We start from the raw sequence: 16078 nt of genomic DNA on the forward strand, positions 1-16078 counted from the left end.
ATTTCGGGGCGCGCAGTATAGCGCTGTTGGCCGCTGCCGGCACCTGAACCGATGCCGGCGGCAGGCAGCGCCGACCGGCTCAGAGGCCGCCGCTGCCGTGCCGGCGCAGATGGCCGATCACCACCGGCAGGCAGCGCTCGGGCCGTTCCAGATGCAGGAAGTGGCCGGCGCCAGCCACCGTTTCCAGCTCGACACCGGCGGGAAAATCACGCCCCTGCACCGCGTGCGGCAACAGTTCCGGCAGCATGCAGCCGTCTTTGCGACCGACCAGCAGCAACGTCGGCACCGCCAGCGGCCGCGCCAACCAGCGTCGTGCTTGGCGATGGCTGGCCAGCCAGACGCGCGGTAAATGGCGGTACCAGCTCAATGCCGCCGACAGCACGCCCGGTGCCGCCAACGCGTGCTGGGCACGCTCCAGTGCTGCGCCCGGCTCCCAATCCGGCGACCAGCGCCGCCACAACCACGGCACCGCCGCCTGCTGATCACGGGCCAGCAGCCATTCCGGCAGTTGCGGCAATTGGAATAGGCCCATGTAAGCACTGGCGCGCAATTGGCGCGGCACCTTCAGAGCGGCTTGGGGCAGCCGCCGCAGCGGCGGAATCGCCAAACTGGTGAGGCTCTGCACCGCCTCGGGTGCCGCGGCCGCCGCCAATTGCGCCACCACCGCGCCCCAGTCATGACCGACTAGGTGGGCGCGTCCGCCCAGCTGGGCCACCAGTGCCAGCAGATCGTCGACCGCTGCGGCCAGTGAATAATCGCCGTCGGCGTCCAGACAGTCGGGGGCATAGCCACGCAACGCCGGCGCCACCGCGCAAAAGCCGGCATCGGCCAGCGCCGTCACCCAGCCCTCCCAATTCAGATGGCAATCCGGGAAGCCGTGCAGCAAGACCACCGGTTCGCCGTCGCCCCGCATTAGCGCCGGAAATTGCAGGCCACGGTGCTCGAACACAATGTGTTTGGCGCCTTCCGGCGGCGCTGGCGCACGCAAGGTCGCGGTCATGCCGGCACCTCAACGTCAGCGGCCACCTCCGGCTCGGTCAGGAACAGCGTTTCCAGATCCACCCCGAGCGTGTGCTCAAGCCCGAGGTTGGCGCTTTCGCAGCGCGCCAACAAATCGTGTTCCCATGGCCGGCGGGCGTCGGTTTCGCAACGCAACTGCTCACGCAGCGGCCACGGCAACTGGCGGATTAGGTCCATCAGTTGCAGTGTGCGCAGATCGCGAGTGAGCACGTAGGCACCCTCTTCGGTGCGGCGCATCAGACCCATGTCCATCAGCAAGTTACGGTATTCGTCCCAGCGCGATGCCCCGGCCCCACGCAGGATACGACGCATCAGTGCTGGCCGGGTGACATCGCCCTGACGTTGCTTGCGCCACAGTACTTCCAGCACCCGCAGCAGCGCCTGCAGGTGCGGTGTGTCCTGGCGGTAATCGCGGAACACCACCAGCGTGCGGCACAGCTCGGCGCCGGCCAGCACCACCACCCAAGACACATACAGCCACAACAGGAACAGCGGCACCGCCGCAAAGGCGCCGTAAATGACTTCGTAGTTGGGGGCATGGCGGATGAACAGCGTGAAGCCGCTTTTCGCCAGCTCGAACGCCAGCGCCGCCACAAACCCGGCGAGAATGCCCTGCTTGGCCGGCACATGGCAGTTCGGTACCACCACGAACAGCAACGACAACAGCGCAGTGGTGGACAGCACCGGCAGGATCGACAACCACAGCCGCATCCCGCCCATATAAGCCACGGTGTCATGCACCAGCGACACCGACGTCAGGTAGGAGGTGATACCAATGCCAGCGCCCAGCAACAGCGGTCCCAGGGTCAGCACCGACCAGTACATCAGCAAGCTCGTAAGGCCCTTGCGCGGGGTGCCGACGTTCCAGATGCGGTTCATGGTTTGTTCGATGTTGCGCAGCAGCAGCAGCGAGGTCACCAGCAGCAGCAGACCGCCCACCAGCGTCAAGTTGTTAGCTTGGCGCGAGAATTCGCCGAGGTAGTCCTGCACCTGGGCGCTGGCGGACGGCACGAAGTTGTCCAGCATTAGCCCCTGCAACGAACCGGCGCGTTCTTTCAACGCGGGGATCATCGCCAACACCGAATAGGTCACGGTGAGCACCGGCACAATGGCAAACAGGGTGGTGTAGGTCAGCGCAGCGGCACTTTGCCGGCAGCCGTCACGGTCAAACAGCCGCCACCACAACATCACAAAATCTCGCACTAAGGCGCTGCAATCACGAGCATGCTGGCGCAGCACCTGCCAGGATGTGCTATCAATCGGATTCATGGTTCCCACCCATCTGCAAAAGCTGCGGGCGGCTGCCGCAAGGCGCCGCCCAGTCTGTTTTTACGCCGGCCGCATGAGCGTCTAGAATGCCTGCGTCCTCTGGCTGTCGAAGGCATTGTCATGGCCCGTTACAGGCTCTACCACAACCCGCGTTGTTCAAAATCCCGCGCGGCACTGGCGCTGCTGGAGCAGCGTGGCATCACCCCGGAGGTGGTACTTTATCTGGAAACCCCGCCCGATGTTGAGACGCTGCGATCATTGGTGACGGCGTTGGGTCTGTCGCACCCGGCGCAATTGCTGCGCACCAAGGAAGACGACTACCAAGCTGCCGGTCTCAGCGCCGACAGCGACGCTGAGCAGGTGCTGGCCGCCATGGCCGCCTACCCGCGCTTGATCGAACGGCCACTGCTGGTACAGGGCGCCCGCGCCGTGATCGGCCGGCCGACGGAAAACCTGCTCGACCTGTTGGAGTGATTCCATGAGCAGCCCTTATGTGCTGGTGCTCTATTACAGCCGCAGCGGCAATGTGGCCGCGCTGGCGCAGCAGTTAGCGCACGGCATTGAACGCGCCGGCGTCAGTGCGCGGCTACGTACCGTGCCGCCGGTGGCGCCACAAACAGAACAGACGCTGCCGCCAGTGCCGGATCAGGGTGCGCCCTACTGCACCCTCGCTGACCTGCGTGATGCCGCCGGGCTGGCGCTGGGCTCGCCGTCACGCTTTGGCAGCATCGCTGCACCGCTGAAATATTTTTTGGAGCAGACCAGCGGTGAGTGGCTGGGCGGCAGCCTGATCGGCAAACCGGCGGCGCTGTTCACCTCCAGCAGCAGCGCCCACGGCGGCCAAGAAGCCACCTTGCTGTCGATGATGGTGCCGCTGCTGCACCACGGCATGCTGATCACCGGCGTGCCCTACAGTGAAGCCGGCCTGATGAACACCCGCGCCGGCGGCACGCCCTACGGCGCCAGTCACCTGGCCGGGCTCGACAACGACCGGCCGCTGGATGAACACGAAACCGCTGTTGCCCGCACCCTGGGCGAACGTCTGGCGCGTACTGCGCTGGCACTGCACTCCCACCGCTGAGGCCGATCCATGCTCAAACCGCTCAATCTGTTCTGGTACCTGGCACTGATGGTGTCCGGCATCGGCGGCCTACTGTGGTCGGCACCGCCGGACACACCGTGGCTGGTGCAGGCGCTGATGACGCTAGTGTTGTACGGCCCGCTGCTGCTGTTCGCGGTCGGCGTGTGCCGCCATGACGCACGGCTACTGACCTGGCTGTGCTTTGTGCTGCTGTTCTACTTCTGCGGCTTCACGGTGCAACTGCTCGACCCGCCACCGCGCTCTTGGATCGCGGCGGTGCGCGTGCTGTGCACGGTGGCTTTGTTTACCACCTCGGTCGTACTGATCCGCCGCCAGCGCGGAGTACCGGCTCGTGCAGATCGATGATCGACTGGCGCTGACCACGCCGGAAGGCGCCACCCTGACGCTGCTGCCGGCGGGGCCGTTGCCACGCATGGTGGCCTATGGCGTCGATCTGGTGATCCGCCTGATGGTGTTTCTGTGCCTGCTCTATGTGCTGTCGGAGCTGGCCGAACTGGGCCAAGGCCTGCTGCTGATTCTGGTGTTCGGGCTGGAATGGTTCTACCCAGTGCTGTTTGAGGTGCTGTGGCGCGGCCAAACGCCCGGCAAGCGGTTGCTGGGGCTGGCGGTGGTGCAGGACAACGGTGCCCCGGTGACCTACAGCAGCAGTCTAGTGCGCAACTTGCTGCGCACCGCTGACATGTTCCCTGGGCTTTATTTGGCCGGTTTCCTGTGCATGATCAGCGACCGCCGCTTTCGCCGCATCGGTGACCTCGCCGCCGGCACCTTAGTGATTCACCAGCCGGCCGTGACCGCCACCGCGCCCGGCGCCAGCGGTGCCGCCGAACTGCCGCCGGACTGGGAACTGGATGCCACCGACCGTCTCACCCTGACCGCCTATCTCGACCGGCTGCCGCTGCTGTCCAGCGCCCGCCAAGCGGAATTGGCGGCGCCGCTGTTCCCTGAGCTGTCACCGTTGGAGGCCGCCGACCGACTGGCGGCACAGGCCCGTTTCGTGCGGGGCCAACCATGAAGCAGCACGACTTTGAAACCCACTACGGACCGTTCTGGAGCGAATTCAGCGCCCTGCTCGACCAGCTGGACGCACTGCGCCAACGGCAGCCATTGCCGCCGCTGGAACAGTTCGCCGCCGACTACCGGCGCCTGTGCCACCAGTTGGCGCTGGCGCGTCAGCGCGGTTATAGCCCTCGGCTAGTGGAACAACTCAACCAACTGGTGCTGCGTGGCCACCGCCAATTACACCGCGATCGCGCGCCACTGCTGCCGCGCATCGGCGTATTTCTGGCGGAGGAATTTCCACGCGCGGTGCGACGCCAATGGCGGTGGCAGCTGGCCGCCGCTCTGGCATTCCTGATTCCGTTGGTAGCGGCGTGGCTGGCGGTGTGGCTGTCGCCGTCCATGGCGCAGATGATGCTCGGCAGTCAGGCCGACGCCATCGAAATGATGTACGCCGACCGCGAACAGCTGCGCAGTGCCGGCGACGACGTGATGATGTTCGGCTACTACATCTTCAACAACATCTCGATCGCGTTCCGCACCTTCGCCGGCGGCGTGTTCTTCGGCATCGGCGCGCTGATTGTGATGGTGTTCAACGGCGGTTTCTTCGGTGCCGTGTCCGGCCATATCGTCAACGCCAACCTGACCGAATCGTTTTTCACCTTCGTGATTGCCCACGGTGCACCGGAGTTGACCGCTATCGTGCTCGCCGGCGGTGCCGGCTTGCGGCTCGGTCTGTCGCTGCTGGCGCCGGGGCCGCTGTCGCGGGCCGACGCCTTCCGCCGCGCTGCCGACGACAGCCTTCCGATCATTTGGGGTGCCTTTGCATTGCTGCTGTTGGCGGCATTCATGGAAGCGTTCTGGTCTCCGCGCCAGTTCGATCCGGCAATCAAATACGGCGTCGGCGCGCTCAGCTGGCTGTCGTTGTATGCCTATCTGCTGCTGGCCGGCCGGGAGCGTACCCGTGAGTGATCGCCAACCGCTGGCGCGCATCGCGCCACGCAGCACCTGGCAAGCCATTGATCTGGGCACCCGCCTGTACCGCCACTGGTGGTTGCCGTTACTGCTGATCCAAGCTGCGTTACTGACACCGCTATTGATCGCGGCGCTGCTGTGGCCGCAATACGGGCTCTGGTTTGTGCTGCTGATGTGGTGGCTGAAGCCGCTGTGGGATCGGCCGCTGCTGGAGTGCATCGCGCGCGGCATGTTCGGTGACCGGCTCGGCGCCAAAGCGCTGTTACAGCAATTTGGCCGCTACGGCCGGCCGTCACTGCTGAAGCAGCTGACGATTTGGCGCCTCAGCCCGCAGCGCAGCGTGATGCTGCCGGTCCTGCAGCTGGAACAGCACAATCCACGCACCCTCAGTGAGCGCATGCGCATGCTGCGCTCCCCGCCCGGCGGCGGCGAAGGCACGCTGATCACGCTGGTGATGATGGCCACCGAAGTGCTGACGTTCTATTCACTGGGGCTGGCCGCAACCACGCTGATTCCTGGTCTGCCGTGGCAGGCCGCACTCGGCGTCGACGGCAGCACCCCGGCCACTTTGGTGACCGCAGCGCTGGCCATCGCCCTGTGCGAGCCGCTGTATGTGTGCGCCGGCTTCGCGCTGTACCTGAATAAACGTACCTGGCTGGAAGGCTGGGATCTGCAACCGGGACTGGAGCGCATCCGCCAGCGCCGGCAACGGGCGCACACCCCGCTGGCGCTGCTGCTGGCGGCGTTGATCGGCCTCACCGGCGCCATCGCCCTGCTGCCACAACCGGCCGTCGCCGAAGAGTGGAAGCGCAGCGCTCAGGACGTGGCCGCCAGCGAAGCGCTGAATCCGGTGCGGCAAGACAGCTCACTGCGACTACGCGAGTGGGGCAGCGAGGATACTGCCCCCACCGTAGAACAACGGGAACCGCTGATCCTGCTGCCGGATTGGTCTGCCAGTGACCTTTACAGCAGCGTCACTCGCGGCTTGCGCATCCTGCTGTGGGTGCTGGCCGCGGCATTGATCGGCGTGCTGTTGTGGTACGGCCGCCGCTGGTGGCCCGGCAGCCTGCGCCGCCGCCCGCGCTCACAACGCAGCGCGCCGCAGGTACGCGGTCGCCATGCCGCCGCCGCTGTGCTCAGTCCCACCGAGCAAGCGCTGGACGACGCCCTTGCGCGCGGCGACAGCCGCACCGCTGTGAGCCTGATGTACCGCTTGGCCTTGACCCGGCTGGTGCAGGAAACCGGGCTACCAGTGGCTACCAGCGCCACCGAGAATGAAGTGCTACGCCAACTGCCGCCGACCTTGCGGCAGGTGCCCAGCGCATGCTTCCTCGCTGCCCTGATGCCGCTCTGGCTGCAGCTGGCTTGGGCCCACCGGCCGCTGGACCTGGAGCAGGTGCGCGCACTGGCTCAACAGTGGCGGCAATTGGAACCGGTGATGCGAGGTGCTGCATGAGCCGCCGCTATCTGGCGTTATTGCTGGTGTTGCTGGCGGCCCTGGGCGCCGGCCTCGCCACGCTGCTGCTGGAGCGCCATCACACGCTGGAGCTGCCACTGGTGCCGTGGGAGATTCAGCGCCAATCGTTTTATGCCGTGGGCCAAACGCTGGAACAACAGCACCGCCAGCTGCGCACCATCGCCGGCGCGTCGCAGCTGTTCCCACTGCCGCCGCCGGGCCAGGCGGTGCTGGTGTTCGACGGCCTGCGCGGCGGGCTGGCTGCAGAACGCATCGAGGCGCTGTACCAATGGGTGGCGGACGGCGGCACGCTGATCGTGCAGGCCAGTGATGGGTTGCTGTACACGCCGGCCGATCGCGATACCCACCCCATCGACCGCGATCCGTTGCTGGCCCCGCTCAATCTGCAAAGCCAGTATCTGGACCATCAAGAGCCGACCTTGGTGAGTTGGGCAGACAGCGCACGGCTCGCGACCTACGGCTATTCCGAAGTGATGAGCACCTGCTACCCGGATCTGCGTGGCGGCAAGGCGGCGCGCGCCGCCAGCAGCGCCGAGTGCCTGAAGGCGGCCTGCGAACCGGCAGGCTCCGTCACTGAGCAATGGTTCCGCTGGCCCGGCCAACCGCCGCGCGCGATTGCCTTCCAACAGCGGCTGGCACTCAGCGCCCCGCAGCTGCAACGGGCGGAAGCGGAAGACGAGGAAGAGCCGCTGGCCGCGCGCCACAAACAGCCGGGCCAGAACAGCCGGAGCCTCAACAAAGGCATCACCCGCCTCAACCCGCCAGTAACCAAGCAAGCCCCCGCAACGGCGACCAGCACCACCGGCACCGGCGCCTCCAAACACCTGCTCGACCCGCCAGTGGCCAAAGACGCCAACGCCACACGCGATGCCGGCGAGCGCAAGAGCCGGCCGCACGTCACCCGCTCCAGCGAGGATCGTGAAGCGGCGCTGCGGGAGATGTACTTGCGGCTGCAGCAATGGCCGATGACGATCCAGCGGCTGATCGGCAGCGATCAACGCGCCCACCTGCTCGACGTAAAAATCGGTGACGGCCACCTGGTCGTGATGTCGGACCTGCAATTCTGGGGCAACGATGCCTTGCAGTACCTCGACCACGCGTGGCTACTCGGCGAGCTGATGGGTGATGCTCAGTCGCTGTGGCTGATCGAGGGCTTTGAAGAACAAACCTTCTTCGGCTGGCTGTGGCAGCGAGCCAGTGCGCTGTGGCTGTTGCTGGCGGTGCTGATTGGCGCCTGCGTCTGGCATGTGCTGCCGCGCCGGCAACCGCGTCTACAGCGCCTCAGCGACCAGCCCAGTGACCTGCGCGCCCACTTCAGTGCCGGCAGTCGCTTGCTGTGGCGCGCCGGTCAGCAGCAGGCGCTGCTGGCGCCACTGCGCAAACGGGTACAACAGCTGCGCCAGCGCCATCCGGCGCTGGCCGAGGATGACGCGGCCTTGGCCGCACACGCCGGCCTGACACCGGCGCGATTGGATGACGCATTACACCAGCAACCGCTGGTGCCGATGCAATTGATTGCACTCATCAACGACCTGCAACAGATCAGGAGAAGCTTGTGACTTTGTCCCTGCAACAGGCCAGCACGCTGGCCGGCACCTTGGAAGATCAACTCAACCAGGTGCTGGTGGGCCAGGCCGCCGTGGTGCGCGAAATCCTGGTGGCACTGCTGGCCGGCGGCCATGTGCTGATTGAAGGGGTGCCCGGGCTCGGCAAGACACTGCTGGTGCGCACGCTGGCGGACAGTATCTCGCTGGCCAACCAGCGCGTGCAGTTCACCCCTGACCTGATGCCGGCGGACATTACTGGCCACGCGCTGTACGACCTGCAAAGCAATAGCTTCCGAGTGCGCAAAGGACCGGCCTTTACACAGTTGCTGCTGGCGGACGAAATCAACCGCGCCCCGGCCAAAACCCAAGCCGCGCTGCTGGAAGTGATGCAGGAAAAACAGATCACCATCGAAGGCCAAAGCTACCCGCTGCCGCAGCCGTTCATGGTGCTGGCAACCCAAAACCCGGTAGACCAAGAAGGCACCTACCCGCTGCCAGAGGCAGAACTGGACCGGTTCCTGTTCAAAGTGCTGATCGACTACCCGGACAGCGACCACGAGCAGCGACTGGTACGCATGATGCTGGATGGCACCATCAGCGACAGCCTCAAGGTGGCGTTGGGCCCGGTGTGCGACAGCGAGCAACTGGCGGCTCTGCAACAGCACGTGCGCCAGCAACGGGTGGACGATGGACTGCTTGATTACGCGGTGCGTCTGGTGCGCCAGACCCGTGACTTCCCCGGCCTGGTACGCGGTGCCAGCCCGCGTGCCAGCATCGCGCTGACCCGTGCCGCCAGTGCGCTGGCACTGCTGGAAGGCCGCGACTTTGTGGTGCCGGATGACATCAAGACAGTGGCGCGGCCGGTGTTGCGTCACCGCATCAGCCTCAGTGCCGATGCCGAAATCGAAGGCGTCAGCGTGGAGCAGCTGCTGACCCGCCTGCTGGATGCCGTGGCAGCACCGCGCCAATGATGATTCCGCAGCGCCGCCTGCTGAGCTGGATTGCAGTGCTGTGCGCGCTGGCGCTGCTGTGGGCGCTCAGTAATCTGCTGCCGCGGGCGGTGGGCGACCTATTGGCGCTGCTGACCGGCAGCGGCGTGGTGTTGCTGGCACTGGCCGCAGCAATAGACGCGCTGCGACTGTGGCGGTTGCCCGCTCCCAGCGGCAGCCGCCAGTTACCGCCGGCGTTCACAGCTGGCGTCGCCGCCCCGGTCACGTTGCAGTTGGCCAGTGCTGGCCTGAGCCGTCGCACTCAAGTGGTGGACCATCCGCCCAGCGATGATCCGCACACCGGCTTGCCGCAGTGGGTTACGCCGGCGGATGCCGCCATCACCGAACTGACCTACCACTACCGCCCGCAGCGCCGCGGCGAAGCCTGTTTCGGGGCATTGGAACTGTGGCTGACCAGCCCCTGGGGGCTGTGGCTGCGCCGGCACCGGGTGGCGGCGCCGGCGCAGGTGGCGGTGTATCCGGATGTGCGCTGGCTGAGCCAGGAAGCGTTGTTCCAAGCCAGCCTGCAACGGCAACTGAGCGGCAGCCACCGCCGCCAGCACCAAGGCGACGGCCAGGAATTCCACCAACTGCGCGATTACCAAGCCGGCGACGCGCTGCGCCAGATCGACTGGAGCGCCACCGCCCGCCGCCACGCACTGGTGAGCCGCGAATTTCGTGAGGACACCAACCGCCATCTGGTGCTGCTGGTGGACGGCAGCCAGCGGCTGGCGGCCGGCGTCGGCGAACGCACCGCGTTCGACCACGCCCTCGATGCCGCGCTGCTGCTGGCGACCCAGGCCCTTAACCAAGGTGACCGACCGGGGCTGCTGCTGGTGAACGGCAGCGAGCCGCTGTGGGTGCCGCCGCTGCACAGCCGCGCCCAACTGCACCAATTGCTGGGCCAACTGTACCGGGTGCAACCGAGTCGCTTCAGTGCCGATTACAGCGAAGCGGCCAGCACCCTGCTGCGCCGCTGGCGTCGCCAAGCGGTGGTGATCCTGATTACCCGCCTGCAACCGGATGACCTCGACGATCTGCTGCACGCCACCCGATTGCTGCGCGGCCGCACCCGCCTGCTGATCGGCGATGTGGTGCTGCCGGACGAAGCGGTAATCCAAGATGCGGACGTCGAGACTGCCGACCAGGCGCTGGCGCTGGCCGGCCTGGCGCGCTACCAGCAGGAGCGCGAACAACTCTATGCACGCCTGCGCCATGCCGGTGTGTTCGTGGTGTCGGCGCCGCCGGCGTCCCTCACCCGCCGACTCAATCATCTGTACCTATCGCTGCGTCGCAGCGGGCGGCTGTAACCGCCCGTCGGCGCAGTTTTCACGCCTTTATCACGCTAATTTCACGCACTTTTCCCATTACCCCGGGCACCAACCCTACGCCCGATGAAATCGCTATTGAGAATAGTTATCGACTGCCTTATTGTTCGCAACGATTAAAACGGGCCGGATTTTTCATCATTTTCGTTCTCAAGGAGCTCATCGGATGACCCGCCTCCGCATTACGCCTTCACTGCTTGCTGTGTCTGTTGCGGCTGCCTCTGGCGCCGCCTTTGCCCAATCTGCCGTTACCGAATTGCAGCGCGTCCAGGTGGTGTCCACCGCCAGCGGCTACGAGCAGAAGATCACCGACGCGCCGGCCAGCATCACCGTGGTCAGCCGTGAAGACCTAGAGCAGAAGCGCTACGCCAACCTGGCTGAAGCGCTGGAGGATGTGGAAGGCATCGATGTGCGTGGCAACACCGGCAAGACCGGCGGACTGAACATTTCCATCCGCGGCATGCCGGCCGAATACACCCTGATCCTGATCGACGGCCGCCGTCAGAACACTTCCGGCAACATTGGCCCGAACGGTTTTGGCGAGTACAACACCAGCTTTATGCCGCCGATGTCCGCCATTGAGCGCATCGAAGTGGTACGCGGGCCGATGTCGACCTTGTACGGTTCCGACGCCATGGGCGGTGTGGTCAACATCATCACCCGCAAGGTCGGCCGTGAATGGGGCGGTAATTTCACCCAAGACTACACGCTGCAGGAAGAACGCGAGTTCGGTGACACCTACAGCACCAGTCTGTATGCCAGCGGCCCGCTGGTGGACGACACCCTCGGTCTGACCGTGCGCGGCGGCCTCACCCACCGTGATGAGTCTGACCTGAAGGCCACCGGCGTCGGCAGCGCCGCCGGTGCCACGCTCAACACCCGCGGCCAAAACGTAGTGGAAGCGCGCCAGTACAATGTCGGCGCCCGCTTCGACCTGACCGCCCTCGACAACAATGACCTGTGGCTGGATTTCGATCTGGCCAAGCAAAAGTACGACAACGGCAGTCCCGACGACCGCAAGCTGTCGAACAACGACACGCCCACCAACTGGCGCGGTTACGACGACACGCTGCGTTTCAATCGTCACCAGATCGCGCTCGGTCACGACGGCAATTACGGCCTGGTCCAGACCCAGTCCAGCCTGATGTACAACTACACCGAGACCCTCGGCCGCACCATTCCCGGCAACCCCAGCAATCCGGGCAACACCGGCATCCCCGGCAAGAATGTGATGGATGACCGCGAGCTAGAAAACACCAACTGGGTGTTCGACACCAAAGCCATGATGGGCCTCGGCGACAGCCACTTCCTCACCGTCGGCGGTCAATGGTGGAAAGCCGAGATGCTCGATGCCATGGCGGGCGGCGACGAGTTCAAACAAACCACTTGGTCGCTGTTTGCCGAAGATGAATGGCGCATCGTCGACAGCTTCGCGCTGACCTTAGGCGCCCGTCACGATCAGCACGATGCGTTCGGCGGCCATTTCAGCCCGCGCGCCTACGGTGTTTGGAGCGCCACGCCAGAAGTGACTTTGAAAGGCGGTGTCAGCGGCGGCTATAAAACCCCGCAAGTGAATGAGCTGCACAACGGCATCAACGGCGTGTCCGGCCAAGGCACCGTGGCCACCGTCGGCAACCCGGACTTGAAGCCGGAGACCAGCCTCAGCCAGGAGCTCGGCCTGTATTACGATGCTGAAGACGGCTTCGCCTTCAACGTCACCGTGTTCCACAACGAATTCAAAGACAAAATCACCGGTGTTGCCGGTCGCTACAACTGCAACTACGACGGCAGCGGCACGCAGCCGATCCCCAACCCGCTGCCTGGCGATTGCTACAACTTGGTCGGTTACGACGGCCAGTACGAAGTCAGCTGGCAGGAAAACGTGGACAAGGCACGCACCCAGGGGGTTGAGCTGGGCAGCACTTTCCCGCTGGCCGACACCGTGTCACTGGGCCTGAACTACACCTACACCGACAGTGAAATCCGCAAGAACGGCCAGAACGCCGGCCAGCTGTCCGACACCCCGCGCCACATGGCGCACGCGCGCCTGAACTGGCAAGCCACGCCGCGTGTCAGCCTGTGGACCCGTGTCGACTACCGTGGTGAAAGCCGGCGCTTCGACGGCCGCACCAGCGATCTGAACGCCGCCAACCAAGCGCTGTACAACGCCGTGGGTGACATCAAAGGCTATGAGTTGGTGAGTGTGGGCGGCAGCTTCCGGGTCAACCCGGCACTGACCCTCAACGCCGGCATCTACAACGCGCTGAACAAAGACTTCCGCAAGTTCACCGCCTATGACTACAACGGCCAAACCTACTACGCCAGCCAGTACAGCCACTTCAACCGCTCCACCAAGGGCGGCGTGTTGGAAGGCCGTCGGCTGTGGGTGTCCGCCAACTTCACCTTCTGATCCAGCCCCTCCCTCCGCGCCAGCGCGCGGAGGGAGGTGGTCGTTGCTGCCGTTACGGCGCCACCGGATAGCGGCTGGCAATGGCAATGCGGTTCCAACTGTTGATCACCACCGCCAACCATTCGATCGCCGCCATCTGTGCCGGCGACAACACGGCGGCCGCCTGCGCGTAGACCGCGTCCTCCACCTGCCCGACGGACACCAAAGTGATCGCCTCCATCAGCGCTAATCCAGCGCGCTCAGTGGCGTCGAAATAAGCGGTCTCCCGCCACCCCGGCAACACTGCAATGCGGTCCGCCGACTCACCGCTGGTGAGCGCATCGCGGGCATGCAAACGCATACAGAACGCGCACTGATTGAGCTGCGAGGCACGCAACCTGAGCAGGTGAGCGAAGCCGAGGGCGATACCGGCATCGGCCAACGCGGCAGACACCAGGCGCTCCAGTTCCATCACCCCCTGATATAACGCTGGTGCAGCCTTGCCCAAATTCACTCTTTCCATCGCTTCTCAACTCCAAAACGGTTTGCAGACTGACGGGACGCGCGCCGCCAAGCATTGAAGCTTACCAGTGGCGACGCGCAGATGGCGGCCCATAGTAGCCGTCCGCCTGGCGTTTAACGTCCAGCAATCAGCGGGCCTCAGCGCCAGATACCGACCTAAAGGGCACGAGAGACCAGCCGGCACACTTGGCGCCGCAATGCCTCAGCACGCTGAGTTCAGCGAACACAGTGCAACGCAATCGACGGTACGCACCCCGCCGACGGGCCAGCCGCCCGTCCCGAGCGCGGCCCAGGTGCCCAGCCGGACACCTGCCCCATCTCGGCACCGCCAGGTTCGCCAAAAAGGTCATGAACAGTGGTTCCTTTCTAGGTCGCGATTGATACAATGCAACCCATTCTCATTTACTAACCAGTCCCGTTTGCAACCTAGATCCAGGACCCCAGCCTACCCGTGTCGACACCCACCTCTTCCCTCGCCAGCGCTCGCAGTTTTTGGCTGCGCCACTTGCATCGCTGGCACTGGATCAGCTCAGCGCTGTGCCTGATCGGCATGGTGTTGTTCGCGGTGACCGGCATCACGCTGAACCACGCTGGCCAAATTGAGGCCCAACCGCAGGTGACGCTGCGCACCGCGCTGCTGCCCGAGCCGCTGCGCGCGCAATGGGCCGACGCGGAGCCCGACGCCGCCGCGCGCGCCGGATTGCAGCAGTGGTTGCGTGACCAATGGCAGCTGCGCAGCACGCTCGATGGGTTGGAATGGGACAACGACGAGCTTTATCTGCCGCTGCCACGCCCAGGCGGTGACGGTTGGCTGAGCGCCGACCTGACCAGCGGCGAGGTCGAGTACGAAGTCACCGACCGCGGTTGGATCAGTTGGCTCAACGATCTGCACAAAGGCCGTAACACCGGTCTCGCTTGGTCTTGGTTCCTGGATTTGTTTGCCGTGGCCTGCCTGGTGTTTTCGCTCACCGGCCTGCTGCTGCTCTACCTGCACGGGCGTCAGCGCCCCGGCACTTGGCCCGTGGTGGGCTTGGGGCTGGTGATTCCGCTGGTGTTGATCGTGCTGTTTATGCACGCCTGAGGAGACCTTGATGCGCCTTGTTGCCCCTTTCGTCTGCGCTGCGGCACTGCTGCCAGCAGTGGCGGCCGCCGCCACGCTGACAGTGGACGTGGAAGTGCCGACCCTGAACGTGGCCGAGTATCACCGCCCCTACGTGGCGCTGTGGCTGGAGCCAGCCGCCGGCGAGCCGGTCAACCTGGCGGTGTGGTATGACCTCAAGCTGAAGGACAACGAAGGCGAAAAGTGGCTCAAGGACATGCGCCTGTGGTGGCGCAAAACCGGCCGCACCCTAACGATGCCGGTGGACGGCGTGTCCGGCGCCACCCGCGTGCCGGGGCGTCACACCGTCACCTTCGCCGGCGACCAAGCACCGCTGGCCGGATTGCCGGCCGGCGACTACACCCTGCATGTGGAAGCCGCGCGCGAAGTCGGCGGCCGTGAAGTGGTGTCGATACCCTTCACCTGGCCGGCGCCGAATAGCCCCGCCGAAGCCCGTGGCAACAGCGAACTCGGCCGCATCCGCGTCGCCGTTGAATGATCGCAAACAAGGAGAAAGTGATGATGATGTCTGCACGCCGCTGGCCCGCGCTGGCCACCGCCGCCGTTCTGGCGCTGTCCCTGTCCAGTGCCGCCCAGGCCCACCGCCAATGGCTGGTGCCGTCGGCCACCGCGCTGTCCGCCGACGATGTCTATGTCACCGTGGATGCTGCGATTTCCAACGAATTGTTCCATCCGGACCACTTCGCCATGCCGCTTGACGGTCTGCAGGCAATCGGCCCGGACGGCAAGCCGGTGGCACTGGAAAACGCCATGGCCGGTCGCTATCGCACCACCTTTGACGTACCGCTGGCTCAGCGTGGTACCTACAAGATCCACGCCAACGGCGGCGGCGTGATGGCGATGTGGAAAGAAAATGGCGAGAACAAGCGCTGGCGCGGCAGCGCCGACCAACTCGCCACCGCGGTGCCGAAAGGCGCCAAGGACCTGCGCGTGATCGAAATGGTCCGCCACTTGGAAACCTACGTCACCAACGGTGCCCCCACCACCGAGGTGTTTACGCTGGAAAACAAAGGCCTGGAGCTGCGCCCGGTCACCCACCCCAATGACCTGGTCGACAACGAAGCCGCCACCTTCCAGTTGCTGCTGGACGGCAAGCCGGCCGCCGACCTGGACGTAGAAGTGGTGCCCGGCAACCGCCGCTACCGCAACAGCCCGGACGAAATGACGGTGAAAACCGGCGCCGACGGCCGCTTCAGCGTGACCTTCCCAGCACCGGGCATGTACTGGCTCAACGCCAGCGTCAGCGACGGCAATACGTCCCTGCCGGGCGCCAGCCGCCGTGCCAGCTACACCGCCACCATGGAAGTGCTGCCGCAGTAACGCCTGCCGGCCCCGGGTAGCCGG

16 protein-coding genes are annotated in these 16078 nt (G+C 65.2%); 13 read left to right on the forward strand and 3 right to left on the reverse strand.

The genetic code is table 11. The features are described from left to right. Window positions 1-79: 79 nt before the first annotated feature. Window positions 80-1000 (reverse strand): alpha/beta fold hydrolase, encoded by a 921-nt coding sequence (locus AB5I84_RS09825; RefSeq protein WP_369455678.1) that lies wholly within the window; start codon window positions 998-1000, stop codon window positions 80-82. Next, on the reverse strand, window positions 997-2289 hold the full coding sequence (locus tag AB5I84_RS09830) for a YihY family inner membrane protein (protein ID WP_369455679.1): 1293 nt from the start codon (window positions 2287-2289) through the stop codon (window positions 997-999). Before AB5I84_RS09830 ends, AB5I84_RS09825 begins: the two co-directional genes overlap by 4 nt. A 120-nt stretch (window positions 2290-2409) precedes the next feature. Between AB5I84_RS09830 and arsC the strand changes: the two genes are divergently transcribed. From arsC to AB5I84_RS09880, 10 genes are all read left to right on the forward strand, one after another. Next, window positions 2410-2763, forward strand: coding sequence for an arsenate reductase (glutaredoxin) (arsC, locus tag AB5I84_RS09835; protein WP_369455680.1), 354 nt, complete (start codon window positions 2410-2412; stop codon window positions 2761-2763). Between the two features lie 4 nt (window positions 2764-2767). Continuing rightward, entirely contained in the window at window positions 2768-3370 is a 603-nt protein-coding gene (wrbA, locus tag AB5I84_RS09840) for an NAD(P)H:quinone oxidoreductase (protein WP_369455681.1), read from the forward strand. 9 nt (window positions 3371-3379) lie between these two features. Then, the gene (locus AB5I84_RS09845; protein ID WP_369455682.1) at window positions 3380-3736 is read left to right on the forward strand and encodes a DUF2069 domain-containing protein; all 357 of its coding nucleotides are present in this window, start codon (window positions 3380-3382) and stop codon (window positions 3734-3736) included. Further along, window positions 3723-4403: an RDD family protein gene (locus tag AB5I84_RS09850; RefSeq protein ID WP_369455683.1), complete on the forward strand. Its 681-nt coding sequence runs from the start codon at window positions 3723-3725 to the stop codon at window positions 4401-4403. The genes AB5I84_RS09845 and AB5I84_RS09850 overlap by 14 nt, the downstream gene beginning before the upstream one ends. Beyond that, window positions 4400-5359 carry a stage II sporulation protein M gene (locus AB5I84_RS09855; RefSeq protein WP_369455684.1) on the forward strand — a complete coding sequence of 320 codons (960 nt, stop codon included), beginning with the start codon at window positions 4400-4402 and terminating at the stop codon, window positions 5357-5359. The genes AB5I84_RS09850 and AB5I84_RS09855 overlap by 4 nt, the downstream gene beginning before the upstream one ends. Continuing rightward, window positions 5352-6818, forward strand: coding sequence for a DUF4129 domain-containing protein (locus AB5I84_RS09860; protein ID WP_369455685.1), 1467 nt, complete (start codon window positions 5352-5354; stop codon window positions 6816-6818). The genes AB5I84_RS09855 and AB5I84_RS09860 overlap by 8 nt, the downstream gene beginning before the upstream one ends. After that, on the forward strand, window positions 6815-8398 hold the full coding sequence (locus AB5I84_RS09865) for a DUF4350 domain-containing protein (protein WP_369455686.1): 1584 nt from the start codon (window positions 6815-6817) through the stop codon (window positions 8396-8398). The genes AB5I84_RS09860 and AB5I84_RS09865 overlap by 4 nt, the downstream gene beginning before the upstream one ends. After that, entirely contained in the window at window positions 8395-9357 is a 963-nt protein-coding gene (locus AB5I84_RS09870; protein ID WP_369455687.1) for an AAA family ATPase, read from the forward strand. The genes AB5I84_RS09865 and AB5I84_RS09870 overlap by 4 nt, the downstream gene beginning before the upstream one ends. Then, window positions 9354-10685, forward strand: coding sequence for a DUF58 domain-containing protein (locus AB5I84_RS09875; RefSeq protein WP_369455688.1), 1332 nt, complete (start codon window positions 9354-9356; stop codon window positions 10683-10685). The genes AB5I84_RS09870 and AB5I84_RS09875 overlap by 4 nt, the downstream gene beginning before the upstream one ends. Before the next feature lie 184 nt (window positions 10686-10869). Then, a complete protein-coding gene (locus AB5I84_RS09880) occupies window positions 10870-13113 on the forward strand; it encodes a TonB-dependent receptor domain-containing protein (protein WP_369455689.1) in 2244 nt (747 codons plus the stop codon). A 52-nt stretch (window positions 13114-13165) separates the two neighbouring features. Here the strand turns inward: AB5I84_RS09880 and AB5I84_RS09885 are convergent, their stop codons facing one another. Beyond that, window positions 13166-13615, reverse strand: a complete 450-nt coding sequence (locus AB5I84_RS09885) for a carboxymuconolactone decarboxylase family protein (protein ID WP_369455690.1) — start codon at window positions 13613-13615, stop codon at window positions 13166-13168. A 450-nt stretch (window positions 13616-14065) separates the two neighbouring features. Here AB5I84_RS09885 and AB5I84_RS09890 point away from each other — a divergent pair, with 450 nt between their 5' ends. The 3 genes from AB5I84_RS09890 to AB5I84_RS09900 are packed head-to-tail and all read left to right on the forward strand — an operon-like array spanning window position 14066 to window position 16054. Further along, complete coding sequence (locus AB5I84_RS09890; RefSeq protein ID WP_369455691.1) at window positions 14066-14695, forward strand: PepSY-associated TM helix domain-containing protein; 630 nt, start codon at window positions 14066-14068, stop codon at window positions 14693-14695. Between the two features lie 10 nt (window positions 14696-14705). Then, complete coding sequence (locus AB5I84_RS09895) at window positions 14706-15212, forward strand: DUF2271 domain-containing protein (protein WP_369455692.1); 507 nt, start codon at window positions 14706-14708, stop codon at window positions 15210-15212. Window positions 15213-15232: 20 nt separating this feature from the next. Further along, window positions 15233-16054: a DUF4198 domain-containing protein gene (locus AB5I84_RS09900; protein ID WP_369455693.1), complete on the forward strand. Its 822-nt coding sequence runs from the start codon at window positions 15233-15235 to the stop codon at window positions 16052-16054. Window positions 16055-16078 lie beyond the last annotated feature (24 nt).

Source organism: Alcanivorax sp. REN37, assembly GCF_041102775.1.
Taxonomy (GTDB): domain Bacteria; phylum Pseudomonadota; class Gammaproteobacteria; order Pseudomonadales; family Alcanivoracaceae; genus Isoalcanivorax; species Isoalcanivorax beigongshangi.

Coding starts and splice junctions, on each gene's coding strand:
- AB5I84_RS09875 (WP_369455688.1), top strand. CDS start 9,354: ATGATGATTCCGCAGCGCCGCCTGCTGAGCTGGATTGCAGTGCTGTGC.
- wrbA (WP_369455681.1), top strand. CDS start 2,768: ATGAGCAGCCCTTATGTGCTGGTGCTCTATTACAGCCGCAGCGGCAAT.
- AB5I84_RS09845 (WP_369455682.1), top strand. CDS start 3,380: ATGCTCAAACCGCTCAATCTGTTCTGGTACCTGGCACTGATGGTGTCC.
- AB5I84_RS09855 (WP_369455684.1), top strand. CDS start 4,400: ATGAAGCAGCACGACTTTGAAACCCACTACGGACCGTTCTGGAGCGAA.
- AB5I84_RS09865 (WP_369455686.1), top strand. CDS start 6,815: ATGAGCCGCCGCTATCTGGCGTTATTGCTGGTGTTGCTGGCGGCCCTG.
- AB5I84_RS09895 (WP_369455692.1), top strand. CDS start 14,706: ATGCGCCTTGTTGCCCCTTTCGTCTGCGCTGCGGCACTGCTGCCAGCA.
- AB5I84_RS09880 (WP_369455689.1), top strand. CDS start 10,870: ATGACCCGCCTCCGCATTACGCCTTCACTGCTTGCTGTGTCTGTTGCG.
- arsC (WP_369455680.1), top strand. CDS start 2,410: ATGGCCCGTTACAGGCTCTACCACAACCCGCGTTGTTCAAAATCCCGC.
- AB5I84_RS09830 (WP_369455679.1), bottom strand. CDS start 2,289: ATGAATCCGATTGATAGCACATCCTGGCAGGTGCTGCGCCAGCATGCT.
- AB5I84_RS09885 (WP_369455690.1), bottom strand. CDS start 13,615: ATGGAAAGAGTGAATTTGGGCAAGGCTGCACCAGCGTTATATCAGGGG.
- AB5I84_RS09900 (WP_369455693.1), top strand. CDS start 15,233: ATGATGATGTCTGCACGCCGCTGGCCCGCGCTGGCCACCGCCGCCGTT.
- AB5I84_RS09825 (WP_369455678.1), bottom strand. CDS start 1,000: ATGACCGCGACCTTGCGTGCGCCAGCGCCGCCGGAAGGCGCCAAACAC.